This window comes from Streptomyces sp. SAJ15 (genome assembly GCF_007595705.1).
Classification (GTDB): Bacteria; Actinomycetota; Actinomycetes; order Streptomycetales; family Streptomycetaceae; genus Streptomyces.
In genome coordinates, this window is the sequence record NZ_NISY01000006.1 from 114911 (window position 1) to 132518 (window position 17608).

Genomic DNA, 17608 nt, shown 5'->3' on the forward strand with positions numbered 1-17608 from the left:
CGGGGTGTCACGGCCGTCCGGCCCGGTAGGTCTCCACGACGAGCTCCACCGCCCGGGTCGGCGCGGCCGACCCGCCCGGCGCGGGCAACGCCTCCTCCAGGACGGCGCCGTCGGGGTGGCGGGCCAGCCATCGGCCAAGGCAGCGCAGGTGGAGGGCGTTGCCCAGGTCCACGAACTGCGGTTTGGGCCGGCGCAGTGCGGCGAGGAAGTCCTCGGTGGCGCGCCCGCTCACGGCGGTGGCCGCCGGGTGCAGGAAGACCTGCTCCGGGAGGGTGAGCAGCGCCCGCCAGCGGGCCACGACCTCCGCCGGGACCCCGTGGGCGGCCGTCAGTTCGGCGGTCAGCGCCCCCACGACCGGCTGTGGCAGCAGCCAGCGGCGGCGCAGCAGGACCATGTGGCGGTGGCGCAGCCGGGGCGTGCGCACCACCTGGCCGCCGGGGGCCGCGACGGTGTACCGGGGGACCAGGGACCGGAAGTCGACCACCCCGTGCGGCTGGTCACACAGGTGCGCCCCGATTCTGCGCGGCAGCATGATCGGGGCCAGGAAGCCCGGGTAGAGCACGTCGAGCGGCTCACCGGTGGCCCGCGTCCGGAACCTCACCTGGTCGGCGGCCTCGTCGTGGTAGAGCTCGACGTCGGCCTCCCCGAGCGGCGTCCACCGCCGGTCCGCCCCGATCTCGTCCGGCACCAGCAGCGGGTGGAGGTTGGCGTTGAACCCTCCGACCGGGCGGATCTGCGCGGCCCGCGCGTCCGGCCCCAGGCCGCGACGCACCTGCCGGGCCACCGCCCGTGCCGCTTCGGGTGCGAGCGCGTCCAGGAACCGGCTGGTGAACCGGCCCCAGCCGCCGTACACGTGGTTCACGCACAGCAGGCCCGAGGCCGGATCGCGCTGGAGGAAGTAGGCGTAGCTGGCCGGGCGTTCGACGGCCCAGCGCGGAAGCCGTTCGCCGAGTCCCTTGACGCGGTCGGGCGGCAGGACGACGTCGGTGTCGGCCGACGGCCCTCGCGCCCGCCCGTACGACTGCCCGTCCGACCGCCCGTCCGACCGCTCGTCCGGTCCCCCGTCCGACGGCGTGACCTCCCGCCCGTCCGGTGGCGCGTATCCCGCGAGGGAGGCGCGGACGGCGTCGGCGACCGTCGCGCGGAGGGCGGCCAGTTCGGCGACACCGGTGGGCAGCCCCGCCGCGTCCGCCGCGGGCAGGGCCGCGATCCGCCCGGCCTCCTCCCACGCCTTCGCGACGTCGGACCCGAACTCCCACGGGTGCGGGCAGCGTCCGCCGCCGCCGTACCGCTCGACGAAGCGGTCACGGACGATCCGGCGCACCAGATGTCCCAGGTCGAACAGCTCGGCCAGGGCGGTCACCTCGACCAGCGCCTCGTGGTCGGCCTCGTCCAGCATGCCGTCGAGCACGAGCGGCCGGGGCGCGACGACGTCCTCGGACAGCACGTTCAGCGGGGCGGAGCCGGCTGGCGTGGGGCGGCCGGCGTCGGCCAGCAGCTCGCCCCAGTGCCGCGACAGCGTGGACAGGAGGGAGACGCGCTCGGCCGGGGGCGCCGGGCCGAAGGCGGCCGTCAGGCGCGCGGCGTGGTCGAGCCGGTCCGCGAGCGCCCCGTCACTGGTTCCGAGTGACCCGTCCTCGCTTTCGGACGCCCCGTCCCCACCTCCGGGCGATCCATCCCCGCCTCCGGAGGCCCCGTCCTCCTCTCCGGGCGACCCGCCCCCGCTTCCGGGCGGGTCGAAGGTGCGTAACCACGCGGCCAGCCGGGCCAGCGGGTCGCCGTCCTGCGGCGGGACGGGGTCCGCCGGCACCAGCAGGCCGGCCTCGCCCAGGCGGTCCAGGAAGGCGGCCGCCGCGCGCCCGGCGTCCGCGCCGGGCAGCGCCTCGGCGAGCGCGTCGGTCAGGGCGTCCAGCCCCACGGGCTCCCGCGCCCGCTCGGTGACCAGCCGCAGCGGCTCGCTGAAGGCCACCTCCGCCTCGTCCTCCTCGGAGACGAGGTAGCGACCCCCGGCGAAGACGGCCCGGCTGCGCGCGTACGCCGCCCGGCCGTCCGCGACCCGCGCGGTACTGGTCATGCGGTGGGGGAGGGTGGCGCGGCGGTGCGGGGCGTCCAGGAGCGCGGCGGTGAGCGCGCCCGTGAGGGTGCGGTTGACCGTGACCACCGCGCGCAGCGGGCCGTCGAGCAGGGGGTGCTCGCCCCACGACACCACCCGCGGCCCCCGGGGCCGTTGCGGCAGCGGCCCCCAGCCGACGGCGGTGAACCACGACAGGGGGCTGGTCTTGGTGCTGGCCCGCAGCGCGTGGCGCAGCACGGTGGGCTCCTCCTTGCGCGCCCGTCGGTCGTCCCGACCGGTGGCGGCCCGTTCCACGGCGCGCAACAGGTCGGCGCTGGTGAGCGCGACCGCTCGGCCGAGCGCGGGCTGTCGGCACAGGTCGGCCAGTGCCGCGCGCTCGGCGGTCAGGGCGGGCTCCGCGGCGGTCTCCAGCGCGGCCACGAGCACGCGGTGGCGGTCTCGTCGACCGAGCCAGTACGCCAACGCCGGGACACGGGTGGGGAGGTCGCCGAGTCGCTCCAGGACGGCGGGGCGCGGGTCCCGCCCGTTGTGCACGGCACGGCGCAGCGGGAGGACGACGTCGCGGTGGAAGTCCCGCGGGTGGCCGCACCGACTGGCGTAGAGGGCGTCGCACAGCGGGTCGGCGGTGTCCAGCAGCGCGCGGTGCACACGGACCAGGTCGTCGAGCGCCGCGCGGAACGTCGCGGCGGCCGGGTCCTGTGCCGGATAGGCGAGCACCGTGGCGCGCACCAGCGCGTACGGCGCCGGGTTCACGCGGTAGCCGCCGGAGTCGGCGCCGGCGGGGTCGGCGTTGGCGCTGGCGGAGTCGGGCACGCCCGTCCCTTCCTCGTGCTGGACCCGTCTCGGGCCGCACCCTCGCCGTGCGGGTGCGGCCCGAGACGGGCGCCGGATCGGTCGCCTACGGCCGGCGCGCGTGTCGGGCACGCGCGCCGGTTGTCGCACCGGCCGCCTCGGAAGAACCACCGAGGGCGCGAGGCGAGTCGCCGCCCCGGTGCCCGTGGGCGGCCGGGTCGTCGGTACGAAGGGGCGTCAGTACGGGAGGTGCGGGAGCTGCGGGGTCGCGCAGGACGACGAGCCGCAGGAACAGGAGCTGCCTCCGTTGGAGGCGCCCCCCTCGGGGAGGGCGACCGTGTCCCGCATCGAGGTCACGCTCAACTCGCCCAGATCGAGGTCCTGGAGCTCGAAGTCCAGGGTCTCCCCGCTGGTGTCGGACATGGATGTCTCCTTCGCTGGAGTGCGGATGGCGCGGGGCGCGGTCAGCCCGCGTCGACGCCCATGTCCTCGAACCGCGGCTTGGCGCAGGAGGAGGAGCCCTGGCAGGAGCAGGAGCCCCACGACGCGCCGCCCTCCGGGAGCGCGGCGGTGTCGCGCATCGAGGTGACGGTGAGGTCGCTGAGGTCCAGGGCCAGGTCCTGGAGCTCGAAGTCGGCGTTGGGCGTGGTGTCGGACATACGGATCTCCCTTGAACGGAAGCGAAAGCCGAAGGTGCACCAGATGAGCCGTGCGAAAAGGGAACCGTCCGGTCCGCGGTGGGCGCGGCACCGAAGCCAAGCCAAGCCAGGCCGGTACCGCCCCGCTGACCAGAAATGATCGAATCGGTTACCGGTATGACTATATGACTGCACCCGGGCGATCCAAGGGGTTTTAGTGGATCATCTTGGGATTGGCTGGGTCATTTCGCTGGCTGAGATGCAATGGCCAGCCATCGAACGACGCCGAAACCGAGCTGGGTACGCGGAAAACCGAGGCGAGTACGCCGAGGAGCGAGCTGCGTACGCCGAAAACCGCGCGAGTACGCGGAACCGAACCGCCTGCGGCGGATCAGTCGTCGAGCAGCCGCCATGCGGTGAGGGCGAGCCTGGCCCGTACCAGTCCGGTGGGCTCGGTGAGTTCGACGCCCAGGGTCTTCGCGATCTGCTCGAGTCGGCGGGCGACGCTGCTGTGGTGCAGGTGGAGGAGGTCGGCGGCCCGGCGCAGGGAGCCGGTGGCGCAGTAGGCGTCCAGCGTCGCCAGATCCTCCGCGTTCTCGGCGATGCGGGCGATCGCGGCCACGTCCGCGTTGTCCCGCGCGATGTCCTTCGGCACCTGCGCGAGCAGCCCCAACGCCCCCAGTCCGGCGTGGTGCACGACCGGCTGGCGCGAGGTGGTGAAGCGGAGGGCGGTGCGGGCCTCCCGCCAGGAACGGTCCGGACTTTCGGCGGCGCCGATGCCCGCGCGCACCCCCGGGGGAAACCGGGCCGGGTCCACGGTGGTGGCCAGGATGACGCCCACGTCGGCGAGCTGTGCCGCCTTCACCGGGCGGGCCGGGCAGATCAGGCCGCCGATCCGGTCGAGCGGGAGCCGCGAGCGGACGGCGACGACGTGGACCGGCAGGTCGGCGGGGAAACCCAGCAGACGCAGCGCGCGAGCCCTGGCCGCCTCGTCGTTGTCGGAGCTGATCGCCAGCTCGACCAGGGCGGGATCGGCCATGGTGGTCCGGGCGGGGCCGTACCGCTCGACGACCGCGGCGGCGGCGATGGCGAGCCGGTCGAGGAGCACGTCGTCGAGCGGACTCGGCGGGCCGGGGCGCTCCAGCCACACCGTGCCGATCTCCTCCTCGTCAAGGGTGATCGGTGCGGTGCTGGACGCGGATGCCGTCGAGGCGGACGCGTCCCCGCCGTCCGGCGAGAAGCGGATCACCCGCCCCGTGCCGTGGAGGCGGACCCCGGCCACACACTCGGCCAGGCCCGCCGAGGCCCGGGCGAGCGCCGGGAGATCCACCCGTCGGCGCATCAGCGTGTCGTAGAACGCGACGACACGGATCGCGCCGTGCACGTGCGCATCGAGGTGGGACAGCCGTTCGGCCAGGGCCTCCATGGCACAAGGATAGGCGCCGACCGATGCGCCGACTGGCGCGTGATCGGGGCGGGACGCGCGACAGTCGGCGGATGGTCTCGGGGGCGACGACCGCCAGGATGGTCGACATGGATCCCGAACTCGAAGCATTCATCCCCCTGTTCCCCCGGGCCGACCTGACCGACCCGGTCACCGAGCGCGCCGAACTCGCCGACCTGGCAGCCAAGCTGCCCCCTCCGGACACCACGGGAATGGAGATCGAAGACCGTGTGGTGCCCGCCGATCCGGGCGTGCCGATACGGATCTACCGCCCGCACCAGGCGCGGGGCGCCATCGTCTGGCTGCACGGCGGCGGATTCGTCCTGGGCGACCTGAACACCGAGCACCCCTGGGCCACCCGGGTCGCGGAGGCATCCGGCGCCGTGGTGGTCTCGGTGGGCTACCGCCTGGCCCCGGAGCATCGGTTCCCGGCCGCCATGGACGACGCCTACGCCGTGCTGACCTGGACGGCCGCGCACGCGGCCGAGCTCGGCGTCGACCCGGAGCGGATCGCGGTCGGAGGCCACAGCGCCGGCGCGAACCTGGCGGCAGCGGTGGCCCTGCGGGCGCGTGACGAGCAGGGGCCGCCGATCCACTACCAGCTGCTCAACCAGCCCGGGCTCGACGACCGGCAGGAGACATGGTCGGCGCGGAACTTCACCGACACCCCCTGGATGCATCGCGACAAGATCACCGCGTCGTGGCGGCACTACCTGGGCACCACCCCCGCCACGCCGTACGCCGCCCCCGCCCGGGCCGTCGACCTGTCCGGCCTGCCCGCCGCCTACGTCGCCACCGCGGAGTTCGACCCGAACCGCGACGAGGGCATCGACTACGCGCTGCGCCTGCTCCGGGCGGGGGTCTCGGTCGAACTGCACCAGTGGTCCGGCACCTTCCACGGGTCGCAGGCGATCCTCTCCGCCGAGGTGTCGCGGCGGCAGATCGCCGAACTCGGCGCCGCGCTACGCCGCGCCCTGGCCGAGTGAAGTGACACAAGCCCTCCGCCCGCGCGGCAGCATGACCGCCCTCGTCGGTCGTCGCTTGACTTGGAGCGCGCTCCAATACCTAGCGTCATGGGCATACGGTTTCCGAGCCCGGAAGGCAGCGACATGACCAACGTTCCCACCCGACACCTGGGCGAACTGGCGACCTCCGCACAGGGCCTGGGGTGCATGGGTATGAGCCACGGCTACGGCGCCACGGACGACGCGCAGTCGATCGCGACGCTGCGCCACGCCCTCGATCTCGGGGTGACCCTCCTGGACACCTCCGACTTCTACGGCGCCGGGCACAACGAGGAGTTGATCGGACGGGCCATCGCCGGGCGCCGCGACGAGGTGGTGCTCGCCACGAAGTTCGGCTTCGCCAACCGCCTGGGCGAGCCCACCCGGATCCGCGGTGACGCCGCCTACGTGCGGCAGGCGTGCGACGCGTCGCTGCGCCGACTCGGGGTCGACCACATCGACCTCTACTACCAGCACCGGGTCGATCCGCAGGTGCCGATCGAGGAGACCGTCGGCGCCATGGCCGAACTGGTGAAGGCCGGGAAGGTCCGACACCTCGGGCTGTCCGAGGCCGGCGCGGGCACCATCCGGCGGGCGCACGCGGTGCACCCGATCGCCGCGCTGCAGAGCGAGTGGTCGCTGTGGACCCGCGATCTGGAGGTGGAGATCGCCCCGGTCTGCCGTGAGCTCGGCATCGGCCTGGTCCCGTTCTCCCCGCTCGGACGCGGCTTCCTGACCGGCCGATACGACTCGGTCGAGGGGCTGGAGGAGACCGATGTGCGACGCACCCAGCCGCGTTTCGCCGACGGCAACCTCGAACGCAACCTGGTGATCGTGAGGAAGCTGAACGAGTTGGCCGCCGCCAAGGGGGTCACCGCCGGCCAGCTCGCCCTGGCCTGGGTGCAGCACCGGGGAGACGACGTGGTGCCGATCCCCGGCACCCGGCGCCGGCGGTACCTGGAGGAGAACCTCGCGGCCGTGGCCGTCGAGCTGTCCACCGAGGACCTCGCCGCCATCGAGGCCGCCGCCCCCGTCGAGCAGGTCGCGGGCGGCCGCTACGACGAGACCAGCCTCACCTTCGTCAACCGCTGAGCCCTCCGCGCCGCCCCGCCCCACGCCCGCCATGGCTCTGACCGCGATTGCGTGAAAGCCATGACTGGGTGAAGATCCGAGTCCGAAGACGGCTGTGCGGAGGTCCCGGTGTGCCCGGCGGCCTCAGACGAAGCGGATCAGGGGGCGGTGTCGGTGCGGTCGAGGTGCTGGAAGGCGATGAGTGCGGTGGTGGCTGCCGGCGTGTTCCTGGTCTCCGGCTGTTCGGGGCAGGATCCGGTCGACGACCCGAAGGGGACGGACAGGGAAGGGCCGTCCGTGACGCCGTCTACGGGGTCGCCGGCTATGGAGTCGCCGTCCGTGACGCCGTCACCCTCAGCGCATCGGCCGCTGACGGCCGCACGGTTGAAGTCGCTCCTGCTACGGGAGAAGGAGGTGTCGCAGGCCGACAGCGCGCCCGTGCAGGGACCGGTCTCCAGGTACGATCCACCGGCCGTGGTGGCGGGCCCGGACTGCCAGGAGGTGTTCGACGCGCTCGTCGCACACGACGCGTCCACGTCCGTGATCCAGGACTTCTGGTGGAAGAAGGACCGCTGGGGCGCCCGGACGTGGCTGGCCTCGTACAGCGGCACCGAGGCGCAAGCGCAGTTCCAGAGACTCAGGGAGGGGCTCAGGACCTGTAAGGCCCTGATCGGGGACACCCCCCAGGGGAGGCTCGACTCCCGCGTCACCGTGGTGAAGGCCCCCGCGATCGGTGACGAGACCGTCGCCTTCGATCTGAGCATGAAGGGCCCGGATCGCACGGTGCTGATCGACCACCACATCCTGGTCCGGGTGGGCGCCCTCACGGTGGACTTCAGCGACCGCGGCACGCTGGGCGAACCCGGGTTCCCTCTCGACGTGGTGGTCGACAAGCAGATGGACCGGCTCACGCACAGGCCGCGTGTCTGACGTGTCGGACGAGGGTCTGGTACTCGTCGACCAGCCGGTGGTCGGTGAGAAAGCCGGCCGGCGTGGAGCCGCCGAACCCTCGCACGCCGTCACCCGTCACGGCGATCGGCGCATCGCCGTGTACAGCACCCGCAGGGTCAGGACCGCGCTGACCGCGAGCAGGTTGTAGCCGAGCATCGGGAAGAGGCCGAGGTCCGCGGTGACGTCCGGCCCGCGTCCGGTGCCGAAGACCAGCATCATCACCCCCATCATCCCGGTGCCCACCGCCATCAGCGCGACCAGCAACTGATGGAAGAGCCCCGAGAGATAGCGGCGGTCCCGCTCGTCGGCGAGAATCCGCACACGCATACCGAGGCGGCCCTGCTCCACGGATGAGCTGATGCGTTCGGCGCGGCGCGGCAGTCGGCGCAGCATGGGCAGCAGCGGCAGGATCTCCTGGGCCACGGTGCGGGTGAGCGAGGTGCCGTCCGCCGTGGGCTCGCCCAGATCCGAGACACCCGTCCAGCGTGCGTACGACTCGGCCGCGCGGGCGGCGATCCGGCCGCTCACCCCGCCCGGCCCGCCGTCGCCGCCGGACAGCCGGTCCGTGAGCAGCTCGGTGGCGGTGCGGCGGGCCTCGTCGACCAGGTTGAAGCCGGGGGAGAGGCGGGTCAGGGTGCCCTCCAGGGTGGCCAGTGCGCGGAAGACGGCGGCGGCCTCCGGCGGGACGGTGAGACCGAAGTGGGTGAGCAGCCGGAACAGCGCGGTGAACATCTCGACGTCCGGCTGGGCCGCCGCGCCCAGATGGCGAGCCATGAAGCGGCCCAACTCCCGCTCCAGGAGCAGGGTGTCCAGCTCCGGCTCCTCGCCGCCGGGGCCGTCCGCGCGCGGGCCGAGCAGCTCGAGCAGCGCATCGCACATCCCAGCCGGGTCACCGCGGTCCACGGCCATCAGCAGATGCTGAATGGCGGCCCGCATCACCGGGTCGATCCGCCCCACCGAGCCGAAGTCCAGCAAGCCGACGCGGGCCCCGTCGGCGAGCAGCAGCATGTTGCCGGGGTGCGGGTCGGCGTGGAAGACGCCGTCGCGCATGATCTGTCGGAGCATCGCGCCCAGCAGGGTGCGGGCCAGCTCCTCGCGGTCCAGCCCGCGCTCGTCGGCGACCGCCCCGGCACGCTCCAGGGTGACGCCGTCCAGCCACTCCTGGACCAGGACGCGGGCGGAGGAGAGTCGGTGATGGACTCGCGGCACCTTCACCCGGGCATCGGGCGTGTGTCCGCCGCAGGCCGCCGCGACCGCGTCGGCGTTCCGCGCCTCGATACGGAAGTCCAGCTCCTCGCGCACCGCCACGGCGAAGCCGTCCGCCAGATCGCGCAGCCCGAAGGCCTGCACGGCGCGGGCGCGGACATGCAGACCCTGCGCTATGGCCAGCACGATGTCGAGATCGCGCTCCACGGACTCGCGGACCCCGGGCCGCTGCACCTTCACCGCCACGGTGGTGCCGTCCCGGAGCCGGGCCCGGTGCACCTGCGCGATGGAGGCGGCGGCCAGCGGCTCGCGGTCGAACTCGGCGAAGACCTGGTCGACCGGCGCGCCCAACTCCTCCAGGAGCACCGCCTCGACCTCGGGCCAGGGCGCCGGCGGCACCTCGTTCTGCAGCCGGCTCAGCTCGTCGACGATGTGCGGCGGCAGCAGATCGCGCCGGGTGGAGAGCACCTGGCCGAGCTTGATGAACGTACCCCCGCACTCCTCCAGCGCGAGCCGCAGCGAGCGGGCGGCGTGCAGACCCGCCTCGTCCGGGTGCGCCGCCCGGTCCAGGCTGGCCCGCCCCCGCACATAGCGGCCCAGGTCGTGGCGCATGAAGATGCGGCTGATCTGCGAGTAACGGCGGGCGCGGACCAGGCGGCGGCGCAGCCGGCGCAGCCAGCGCACCGGGCGGATCCAGCTGCCGGACGGGAACGCCACCTCGATGGCGACGAGTACGGTCATCGCCGCCAGCAGCGACAGCGTCACCCCGACCGTCGACAGGGCCGCCAGACTCCGCTTGTCGTCGATGAGCGCGCCGAAGGCGTGGAAGGAGGCGAGTCCGGCCAGTCCGGCCGTGAAGGTGCGCAGCAGTCCGACCCGGATGCCCAGCAGACGTCGTGAGCCCACCGAGACGCCGACCATGAACAGGGACAGGCTGACCGCCGCGACCACGGCGGCCAGCGGCCAGGTGGCGGCCTTCTCGGCGGCACTCGTGGCGAGGGTGCCGCCCGCGGGTATCGCGGGGGCCAGGACGAAGGCGGCGTGGGCTGCCAGGTCGGGCATGGAGCGGTTCCCCTCGGGGGTGGGCGGTTCGATTCCGCGCCGTCACGGGCGCGGCGATGATCATCGTGACGGCCCGACCCCTGCGAGAGCAACCGGTTGCCGGCGCCTGCCTCCGCCGGCCCGACGCCCCGCCCCGCACGGGTCGCGCCGGGCGGAGGCGGGGCGCCGCGGAGGGACGCACCCTCACCTCTACCGCGTGCCCGCCTCTTCGAGCCGGTACAGCTCGGGCACGGACACCTTGATCGGCTCTTGCGTGGTGCGAGCGATCACGACGACCGCGGGCTCGTTCGGGTCGGGGTTCTCCTCGCGGTGCGGGACGAACGGCGGGACGAGGAAGAAGTCCCCCGGACCGGCGGCGAGTCGTACCTCCCGAGTTCCGTCGTGGTAGACGAACACGGGGTGGCCGCTGACCACATAGATGCCCGCCTCCGAATCGCCGTGATGGTGGTTGTCCGTCGCGCTCGACGGCGGGTTCTCCACCAGACCCATCCAGAGCTTCCGCGAACCGACGGTGCCGCCGCTGATGGCGGCGTAGCCGTCCAACTCGCCGGATCGAATGTGGTGGACGCGGTTGTTCAGCGGAGCGTCGTCACCGGGGCGCGGCGCGGTCCCGGCGCCTTCGTACGTGGTCATCGTGCGGCCTCTCCTGGTCCTCGGTTGCTTGGGCCGGGACCAGGGTGCGCGCCCACACCGGAGGCGACAACTGTTGTTGCCACTATGGCAACGCATGCCGGCTCGGCGCAGGCGGAATTGGGATCGGCGGAGGTCGTCGTGTCGCGTGTCCTGCCGGCGGCCGGCCCCGGGGGCAGCAGGGAGGCCGGGAGCAAGCCGAGCGCGGAGAGGCCGGCCAGGGCCAGCAAGGCGGGCCCCGGGGGTGGGGCGGACGCCGTCAGGGGGCCGACCGCGGCCGGACCGCTGTGCGTCATGCTGGCAGCGACGGCGATTCCGAGTGTCGGTCCGATGTTCATCGCGGTCTGTTTGAGTCCACCGACCACCCCGGCGTACTCGGGGGGCGCGTCGCCGACGACCGTCCCGGTCGCGGTGACCATCACGGTGGCGAACCCCGCACCGAGCACCGCGAAGGTCGCGCCGGTGACCAACCAGGTGCCGGTCTGGTCAAGCCGGGACAGGCCGGCGATGCCGAGGGTGACGAGGAGCGTACCGGCGATCGCGGTGCGGCGCGGGCCGTACCCGCGCAGCGCGGCGCTGGCGGCGGGTGCGCCGAGGACCATGAGCGCGGTGAGCGGAAGGACCCGGAGGCCGCTGGCGAGCGGGTCGAGCCGAAGGAGGTCCTGGAGGAGGAAGTTGGCGATGAACAGCGCTCCGAACATGCCTCCACTGGTGACGAGGAGGAGCGTCATGGACGCCGTCACCGGTGTGGACCGGGCCACGGCAGCCGGAACGATCGGGTGGGCGGCGCGGCGTTCGTGCGCGACGAGCGCCGCCGCGAGGCCGACGACGGCGACCAGACCGAGCAGTGTCGGCGGGGCGGTCCAGCCACGGGACGGCACCTCGGCCAGGGTGTGCACCAGGACGGCGAGCGAGGACACCAGCAGGGTCGCGCCGGCGAGGTCGGGCCGCTGAGCGCCGACAGGTTCGGGCATGGGCGCCCGGACGGCGAGGGCGAGCGCGGCGATCACGAGCGCGACGGGGAGATTGACCCAGAACACGGCGCGCCAGCCGAGTTGCTCGACGAGGACACCCCCGAGGACCGGACCGGCCCCCGCGGCCACCGCGATCGCGCTGGTGCGGATGGCGACCGGCGTGCCGAGCCGGTGCGGTGGGTAGCTCAGCCGCAGCAGCGCGAGTGTCGCCGGCTGCAGGAGCGCGCCGAACACACCCTGGACGGCGCGCAGGCCGATGACCCAGCCGATGTGGGGCGCGAGCGCGATGCCGGCTGAGGCGGCGCCGAAGCCGAGGGCGCCGACGAACAACAGCCGAAGGTGCCCGTACCGATCGCCGAGGCGCCCCGCGAGGACCAGGAACGCGGCCACCGCGAGCAGGTAGCCCGTACTGGTCCACTGGACCTGCGCCACGGTCGCGCCGAGATCGCGTTGCAGGCTGGGCTGCGCCACGAGCAACACCGTGCCGTCCAGCGCGACGATCACCGCGCCCGCCACGCTGACGAGGAGTGCGAGGTGTGGTCGTGTGGAACTCTGGTCATCCATAGACACTGTCTACCAGTCACATGTAGACACTGTCTACGCAGTCCTCTGGCGGCCATCTTGCCGGTCGTCCTGGTCGCCGTCGCTCGGTCGGGTCGCCGCCAGTTGGCGTTGCACGGCATGATCACGCCGGGGTAACGTGCCACCGACCTTAATGATCAATTCGGCGCATCAAGGCTGCTGTCGGCCTGAGGCGGCCACGGTCACAGGGGCGACGACCTCGTATGCGACGCGCGACGTCCCTTGTGGCACGGAGCGTTGGAGAGCCGGGTGCTCGCTTACGAGCGGCTGTCGGCGTGGACTCGCCGCGTACCGGTCACTCGTCGTACGCCTGCCGAGAGACAGTCGGTGCCGCCGGGTTGGACATTCGATCCTTCAGGGGGAACTCCATGAAGAAGCGCCTGATGCGCACATTCGCCGTCGCCGCGGTTCTCGCCCCGGCGCTGGCCGTGGTGGGTACGGGGCAGGCGAGCGCCGCGAGCCAGACCGTCACCTGGAAGAACAAGGGCAACGGCGAGTACCTGGCGTACTTCAACGGCAAGGTCCGTACGACCTCTGCCAGCGGGGCGAGCATGAAGTGGACCGAGACCAAGCTGTCCGACGGTAGCTACACCATGAAGCACCAGCTCACCGGGAAGTGCCTCGACAGCAATGCGGCGGGTGCCGTCTACGTGGGTGCCTGCAACGGTGGCAACTACCAGAAGTGGTACGAGACCAAGGACTCCACGGGCTGGCGGCTGAAGAACAAGGCCACCGGGCGCACCCTCGGCGTGCAGCCCAGCGACGTCGTCTACACCGCCTCCGACACGGGTGTCCCGCGCCAGCGCTGGAGCTGACGCGTAGCTCGTACGCACGGCTCGCCTGCGGGGCTCGTTCCGGCTTCGTCGGTGTCAGGCCCTCCACTCGCCACACGCGGGCGGAGGGCCTGTTCTTCCCGCGCCGGGCCTGATCCTTCCCCGGCCGGGCCGACCTCACCCGCGTCGGATCGCTCGGGCGCGTGCGGGATACTGCGGTACACGAACTGCTGGTAGGGGTGGGGATATCGGTGCGACCGCTGGCGAAGGGCGATCCACAGCAGATCGGCCCGTTCCGGATCATCGGGCTGCTGGGCGGCGGCGGCATGGGGCGGGTCTTTCTCGGCCGTGCGGTGGACGGGCGGACGGTGGCGGTGAAGACCGCGCGCTCCGAGCTCGCGGACGACCGGGGCTTCCGGGCCCGTTTCGCCCGCGAGGTGGCCGCCGCCCAGCGGGTGGGCGGCCCGTTCGTGGCGCCGGTGGTCGACGCCGCGCCGGACGACGACGTGCCCTGGATGGCGACGACCTTCGTGCCGGGCGTCGCGCTGTCCGACGCCGTGCACGACCACGGGCCGCTGCCCGAGGCCGCGGTGCGACTGCTGACGGCCGGCCTGCTGGACGCCCTGACGGGGGTGCACGCGCACGGCCTGGTGCACCGCGACCTCAAGCCGTCGAACATCCTGCTCACCGTCGAGGGCCCGCGCGTCATCGACTTCGGCATCGCGCACTCCGCCGCGGACACCGCCCTGACGATGACCGGTACCGCACTCGGCACCCCCGGGTTCATGGCCCCCGAACAACTCGCCATGACGGGCCCCGGCGTCACGGGCGCGGCGGACGTGTTCGCGCTCGGCGGGGTGATCGTGTTCGCGGCGACGGGCAGCGGTCCGTACGGGAACGCCGAACCGCAGGTCCTCATGTACCGCACCGTGCACGAGAAGCCGCGGCTCGACGACGTCCCGACCGGCGGCCTGAGAGAGCTGGCGGCGGACTGCCTGGCGAAGGAGCCCCAGCGGCGACCCGCCCTGCCCGACCTCATGGCGCGGGTGGGCCCGCCGGGCCCGTACGGCGACTGGTTGCCGGAGCCCGTCGCCGCACAGCTGCGCCGGCTGTCCGAGCGGCTCGGCGATCCCCGGACCCCGGACCCGTCGGCGCCCGCGCCCTCGGCCGACGGGCCCGCCGGCACCTCCTTCGGCCCGCCGCCGAGTGGCACGGCGGGGACGGGCGGCATGCCCTCCTCGCCGGCGTACGGCACCACGCCGCCGCCCCCGGGCCCTCCCACGCCCTCCGCGCCGGCCACGCCCTCCGCGCCGGCCACGCCCTCCGTGCCCTTCGCGCCGGCCGCGCCGCACCCGGGTCGGTACGGTCCCGCTCCCACCACCCCGCCGCGGGGGCCGCACCAGGCCGCCCCACCCCCGGGACTGCACGACATCACCCCGGTGAGGCCGCCGTACGTCTCCGGAGAGCCCACGCCCCCCGGGTCGAGCCGGCGCCGTTTCCTCGCCGCGCTGTCCGCCGTCGGGGCCGTGGGCGGCGGCGGGGCGCTGGTCTGGGCGCTGCGACCGGATGGCCGGGACGAGGGCGGTGCCGGGCGGCGTACGGGGGCCGAGCCCGGCGGCTCCGGGAAGCCGTCCGGCGGCTCCGCACCGGGCAAGGCCCCCTCCGTGGTGACCCCCTCCGTCCAACTGCCGCAGGAGATACGCGACAAGGGCATCGTCACCGTCGGCTCGGACACCGCCTTCGCGCCCATGGAGTTCGTCCGGGACGGCGAGGTCGTCGGTGTCGACGTCGATCTCGCCAACGCCCTCGGCCGGGTGCTGGGCGTGCGCTTCGTTTTCCAGAACGCCGTCTTCGACACCCTGCTCACCGGACTGCAGACAGGCCGCTTCGACCTGGTCATGTCGGCGATGACCGACAACAGGGCACGTCAGGAGGGCCTCGCGGACGGCAAGAAGACCGGCGACGGTGTCGACATGATCGACTACTTCAGGTCCGGATCCACGCTCGTCGTCCGCAAGGGCAACCCGCAGGGCATCGAGAAGCTCGACGACCTCTCCGGCAGAACGGTCGCCGTGCAGCGCGGCACGTTCGGCCATGCTCTCCTGGACGGGCTGAACGACAAGGTCCGCAAGAAGCTGAGGATCCGGGAGTTCGACGCATCGGCGGAGGTCTACAACGACGTCGCCAACGGCCGGTCCGCTGCCTGCGTCGACGAATTCCCGGTCGCGGCGCACACCGCCGCCACCCACTCGGGCGGCGACGCCCTCGAACTCAGCGGCGAACGGATCGAAGCCGTTCTCTACGGCATCGCGGTCGTCAAGCAGGGCACGGTCCTGCGCGACGCGGTGCGGAAGGCCCTCGACAGCCTCATAGCGAGCGGCGAGTACGCGCGGATCCTCAAGAAGTGGCATGTCGAGGACGGCTCGGTGGAACGAGCGGTGATCAATGGAGGCCGGTAGAAGGTCGGGGGGCGTGGGTCACCGGTGTTGGCGAACATCCTGATCGGCCTGATCACCAGTGTGATCAGCGGAGTGTCCGTGTGGCTGTGGCAGCGTGCGCGGATGGCCCGCGTATGGCGCAGGAGAGCGACGTTCTTCGGCGTCAGCCCGGGCCAGGAATGCCTGATCGTCCTGAGTCACCATCACAGCTCGCCCCGGGTCACCGCACACCAGGACGTCCACGCGCTGCTGGAAGCGGCGGCGCTCGCCGAACAGCTCAGAGCGCGCATCAGCTTCGAGACGGCGGACCAGGCTCGCGGCAGCACCAGCTCGCGCACCGAGTTCTGCATCGGCGGACCGACCACCAACGAGCGTTCGGCCGGCCACCTCTCAGCCCACCTGCCCGGCGTCAGGTTCCGCCCCTACAGCAGCGGACCGGACTCCACCGCGCTCGTCGTCGGAGACCACGAGTACCGACTGGCCCGCGACGAGCGGGAGTACGCCCTGGTCGCCAAGTTCACCCCCCACGGAGCAACCCATCCCGTCTTCCTCATCTGCGGCCAGATGGCCAACACCAACCGCGCGGCCGTCTACTTCCTGAAACGCGACCACCGTTCGCTGGCCGGGACCCTGTCCTCCCAAGACCGGTTCTGCCTGGTCATCCGGGTGACAGCGCCACGTGTCTACGGATACCGACTCGTCGAACTCGAGCGAGACGTCACCGCGGAGGCGTTCAACGCGGGGACGTAGTCGCTGCTTTGCTCCCGATGTGCCTCTCCTCACGCCCGCACCGCCTACAGGGCATCGCGTGTCCGGGTCTAGCCTCGTTTGTGCGCCGTCCCCCAGCCGTCGTACATGAGAGGGAGTTGGCCGTATGTCCTTCGGATTCGTCGCCTTCCACTATCCGCGACCCGACTACGCCGAGGAGTTCACCGACCGCGTGCACAAGGCTTGTGAGTTCGTGGCGTCCAGGCCGGGTGCTCTGTCGGCCGAATGCTGGGTCACGACCGAAGGAGGGGTGGTGGTGACGACCGGACGGTTCGAGACCGAGCAGGCCCTGCGGGCGGCCTTCTCCGCCGCCCGCGACGCGGGCGTGATCGTCGACGCCGACGAGCGCGAACACCGGCCCCGCGAGTTCTTCACCCTGCTTTCCCGGTAGCCGCGGCACGGCACGACGTTCCCGGTGGCCTCGGCTCGGTGCCCGGCGCCGCGGCGCCACCCCGGAACCCGCCGTCCCGTCCTCTCGCGTGCGCCCGTCCGCTCAGCCCCGAGGAGGATTCCGCCTCGCCGCGGTCGTCTCCTCGCGTGCCCGAGCCCGGGCGAGCGACCACGCGCCCAGACCCACCAGTACGGCCGCCGCGACCCCGTACACCGGCAACCACCGCGTCGTCGTGGTCGTCAGACAGTCGGCGACGGCCTCGTGGCTGTGCACCCGCTGCGCGCGAGCCAGGGCGGCGGGGTCGCGGCCGGCCAGGTCCGCCAGCGCGGCCTCCGCCTGGATCTCCTCGTACGCGCCCAGCTCAGGACACCCTTCACGAGAGCCCGGCATCGGGAACAGCCACGCCCAGCGCTGCATCGCCGGCGCCAGCGCGATGGCCACGCACAGACCGACGACCAGCGAGTACGCGGCCAGATTCCGCGTGTACGCGGACCCGAGGCCGGGCCTCCACGTGGGCAGCCGGTAGAAGGAGAAGATCAGGGCGAGCAGTGTCACCCCGATGTATGTCGAGAACCATTCCCAGGAACCCTGCGCGAGTGCGGCCGCCAGCACGGCGGCGAGCGCGATGCCGATGACTCCCGGCTGGCCGGGAGGCCCGTCATGGCCTGCGCTCTTGGCTGCCGATCGGCCGGCTTCGTGAGCGCTGGGGTCGTCCATGGTCTCTCCTGCATGAGGGGCGAGACCCTCAGCATCCGAGCCCATCGAGCCTCGGCATGGCGCCATGCCGGCCCGGCCCGGAGGTCTCCACCG

15 protein-coding genes are annotated in these 17608 nt (G+C 72.9%); 7 read left to right on the top strand and 8 right to left on the bottom strand.

Annotation, left to right across the window (positions count from 1 at the left end; all coding sequences use genetic code 11):
• Positions 1-7: 7 nt before the first annotated feature.
• From CD790_RS17595 to CD790_RS17610, 4 genes are all read right to left on the bottom strand, one after another.
• Complete coding sequence (locus tag CD790_RS17595) at positions 8-2887, bottom strand: lantibiotic dehydratase (RefSeq protein WP_186319078.1); 2880 nt, start codon at positions 2885-2887, stop codon at positions 8-10.
• 216 nt (positions 2888-3103) lie between these two features.
• A complete protein-coding gene (locus CD790_RS17600; RefSeq protein ID WP_144384200.1) occupies positions 3104-3289 on the bottom strand; it encodes a thiazolylpeptide-type bacteriocin in 186 nt (61 codons plus the stop codon).
• 41 nt (positions 3290-3330) lie between these two features.
• Complete coding sequence (locus tag CD790_RS17605) at positions 3331-3525, bottom strand: thiazolylpeptide-type bacteriocin (protein ID WP_144384201.1); 195 nt, start codon at positions 3523-3525, stop codon at positions 3331-3333.
• 370 nt (positions 3526-3895) lie between these two features.
• On the bottom strand, positions 3896-4930 hold the full coding sequence (locus tag CD790_RS17610; RefSeq protein WP_144384202.1) for a helix-turn-helix domain-containing protein: 1035 nt from the start codon (positions 4928-4930) through the stop codon (positions 3896-3898).
• Between the two features lie 107 nt (positions 4931-5037).
• On the opposite strand from CD790_RS17610, the gene CD790_RS17615 reads away from it, so the two are divergent.
• The 3 genes from CD790_RS17615 (at position 5038) to CD790_RS17625 (ending at position 7953) form a co-directional block, all read left to right on the top strand.
• The gene (locus CD790_RS17615; RefSeq protein WP_144384203.1) at positions 5038-5934 is read left to right on the top strand and encodes an alpha/beta hydrolase; all 897 of its coding nucleotides are present in this window, start codon (positions 5038-5040) and stop codon (positions 5932-5934) included.
• 123 nt (positions 5935-6057) lie between these two features.
• On the top strand, positions 6058-7044 hold the full coding sequence (locus tag CD790_RS17620; protein ID WP_144384204.1) for an aldo/keto reductase: 987 nt from the start codon (positions 6058-6060) through the stop codon (positions 7042-7044).
• Positions 7045-7362: 318 nt separating this feature from the next.
• Positions 7363-7953, top strand: a complete 591-nt coding sequence (locus CD790_RS17625) for a sensor domain-containing protein (protein WP_186319079.1) — start codon at positions 7363-7365, stop codon at positions 7951-7953.
• A gap of 96 nt (positions 7954-8049) precedes the next feature.
• Here the strand turns inward: CD790_RS17625 and CD790_RS17630 are convergent, their stop codons facing one another.
• The 3 genes from CD790_RS17630 to CD790_RS17640 form a co-directional block, all read right to left on the bottom strand.
• The gene (locus CD790_RS17630) at positions 8050-10242 is read right to left on the bottom strand and encodes an AarF/ABC1/UbiB kinase family protein (protein WP_144384206.1); all 2193 of its coding nucleotides are present in this window, start codon (positions 10240-10242) and stop codon (positions 8050-8052) included.
• A 189-nt stretch (positions 10243-10431) separates the two neighbouring features.
• On the bottom strand, positions 10432-10875 hold the full coding sequence (locus CD790_RS17635; RefSeq protein ID WP_144384207.1) for a cupin domain-containing protein: 444 nt from the start codon (positions 10873-10875) through the stop codon (positions 10432-10434).
• Positions 10872-12410, bottom strand: a complete 1539-nt coding sequence (locus CD790_RS17640) for an MFS transporter (protein WP_144384208.1) — start codon at positions 12408-12410, stop codon at positions 10872-10874. The genes CD790_RS17635 and CD790_RS17640 overlap by 4 nt, the downstream gene beginning before the upstream one ends.
• Positions 12411-12811: 401 nt before the next feature.
• Between CD790_RS17640 and CD790_RS17645 the strand changes: the two genes are divergently transcribed.
• The 4 genes from CD790_RS17645 (at position 12812) to CD790_RS17660 (ending at position 16798) form a co-directional block, all read left to right on the top strand.
• Positions 12812-13243: an RICIN domain-containing protein gene (locus CD790_RS17645; protein WP_186319080.1), complete on the top strand. Its 432-nt coding sequence runs from the start codon at positions 12812-12814 to the stop codon at positions 13241-13243.
• A 209-nt stretch (positions 13244-13452) separates the two neighbouring features.
• On the top strand, positions 13453-15660 hold the full coding sequence (locus tag CD790_RS17650; RefSeq protein WP_186319081.1) for a protein kinase domain-containing protein: 2208 nt from the start codon (positions 13453-13455) through the stop codon (positions 15658-15660).
• 24 nt (positions 15661-15684) lie between these two features.
• The gene (locus CD790_RS17655; protein ID WP_144384211.1) at positions 15685-16389 is read left to right on the top strand and encodes a hypothetical protein; all 705 of its coding nucleotides are present in this window, start codon (positions 15685-15687) and stop codon (positions 16387-16389) included.
• Between the two features lie 124 nt (positions 16390-16513).
• A complete protein-coding gene (locus CD790_RS17660; protein WP_144384212.1) occupies positions 16514-16798 on the top strand; it encodes an antibiotic biosynthesis monooxygenase in 285 nt (94 codons plus the stop codon).
• A 102-nt stretch (positions 16799-16900) separates the two neighbouring features.
• Here CD790_RS17660 and CD790_RS17665 read toward each other — a convergent pair whose 3' ends face one another.
• A complete protein-coding gene (locus CD790_RS17665) occupies positions 16901-17515 on the bottom strand; it encodes a hypothetical protein (RefSeq protein WP_144384213.1) in 615 nt (204 codons plus the stop codon).
• Between the last annotated feature and the right edge of the window lie 93 nt (positions 17516-17608).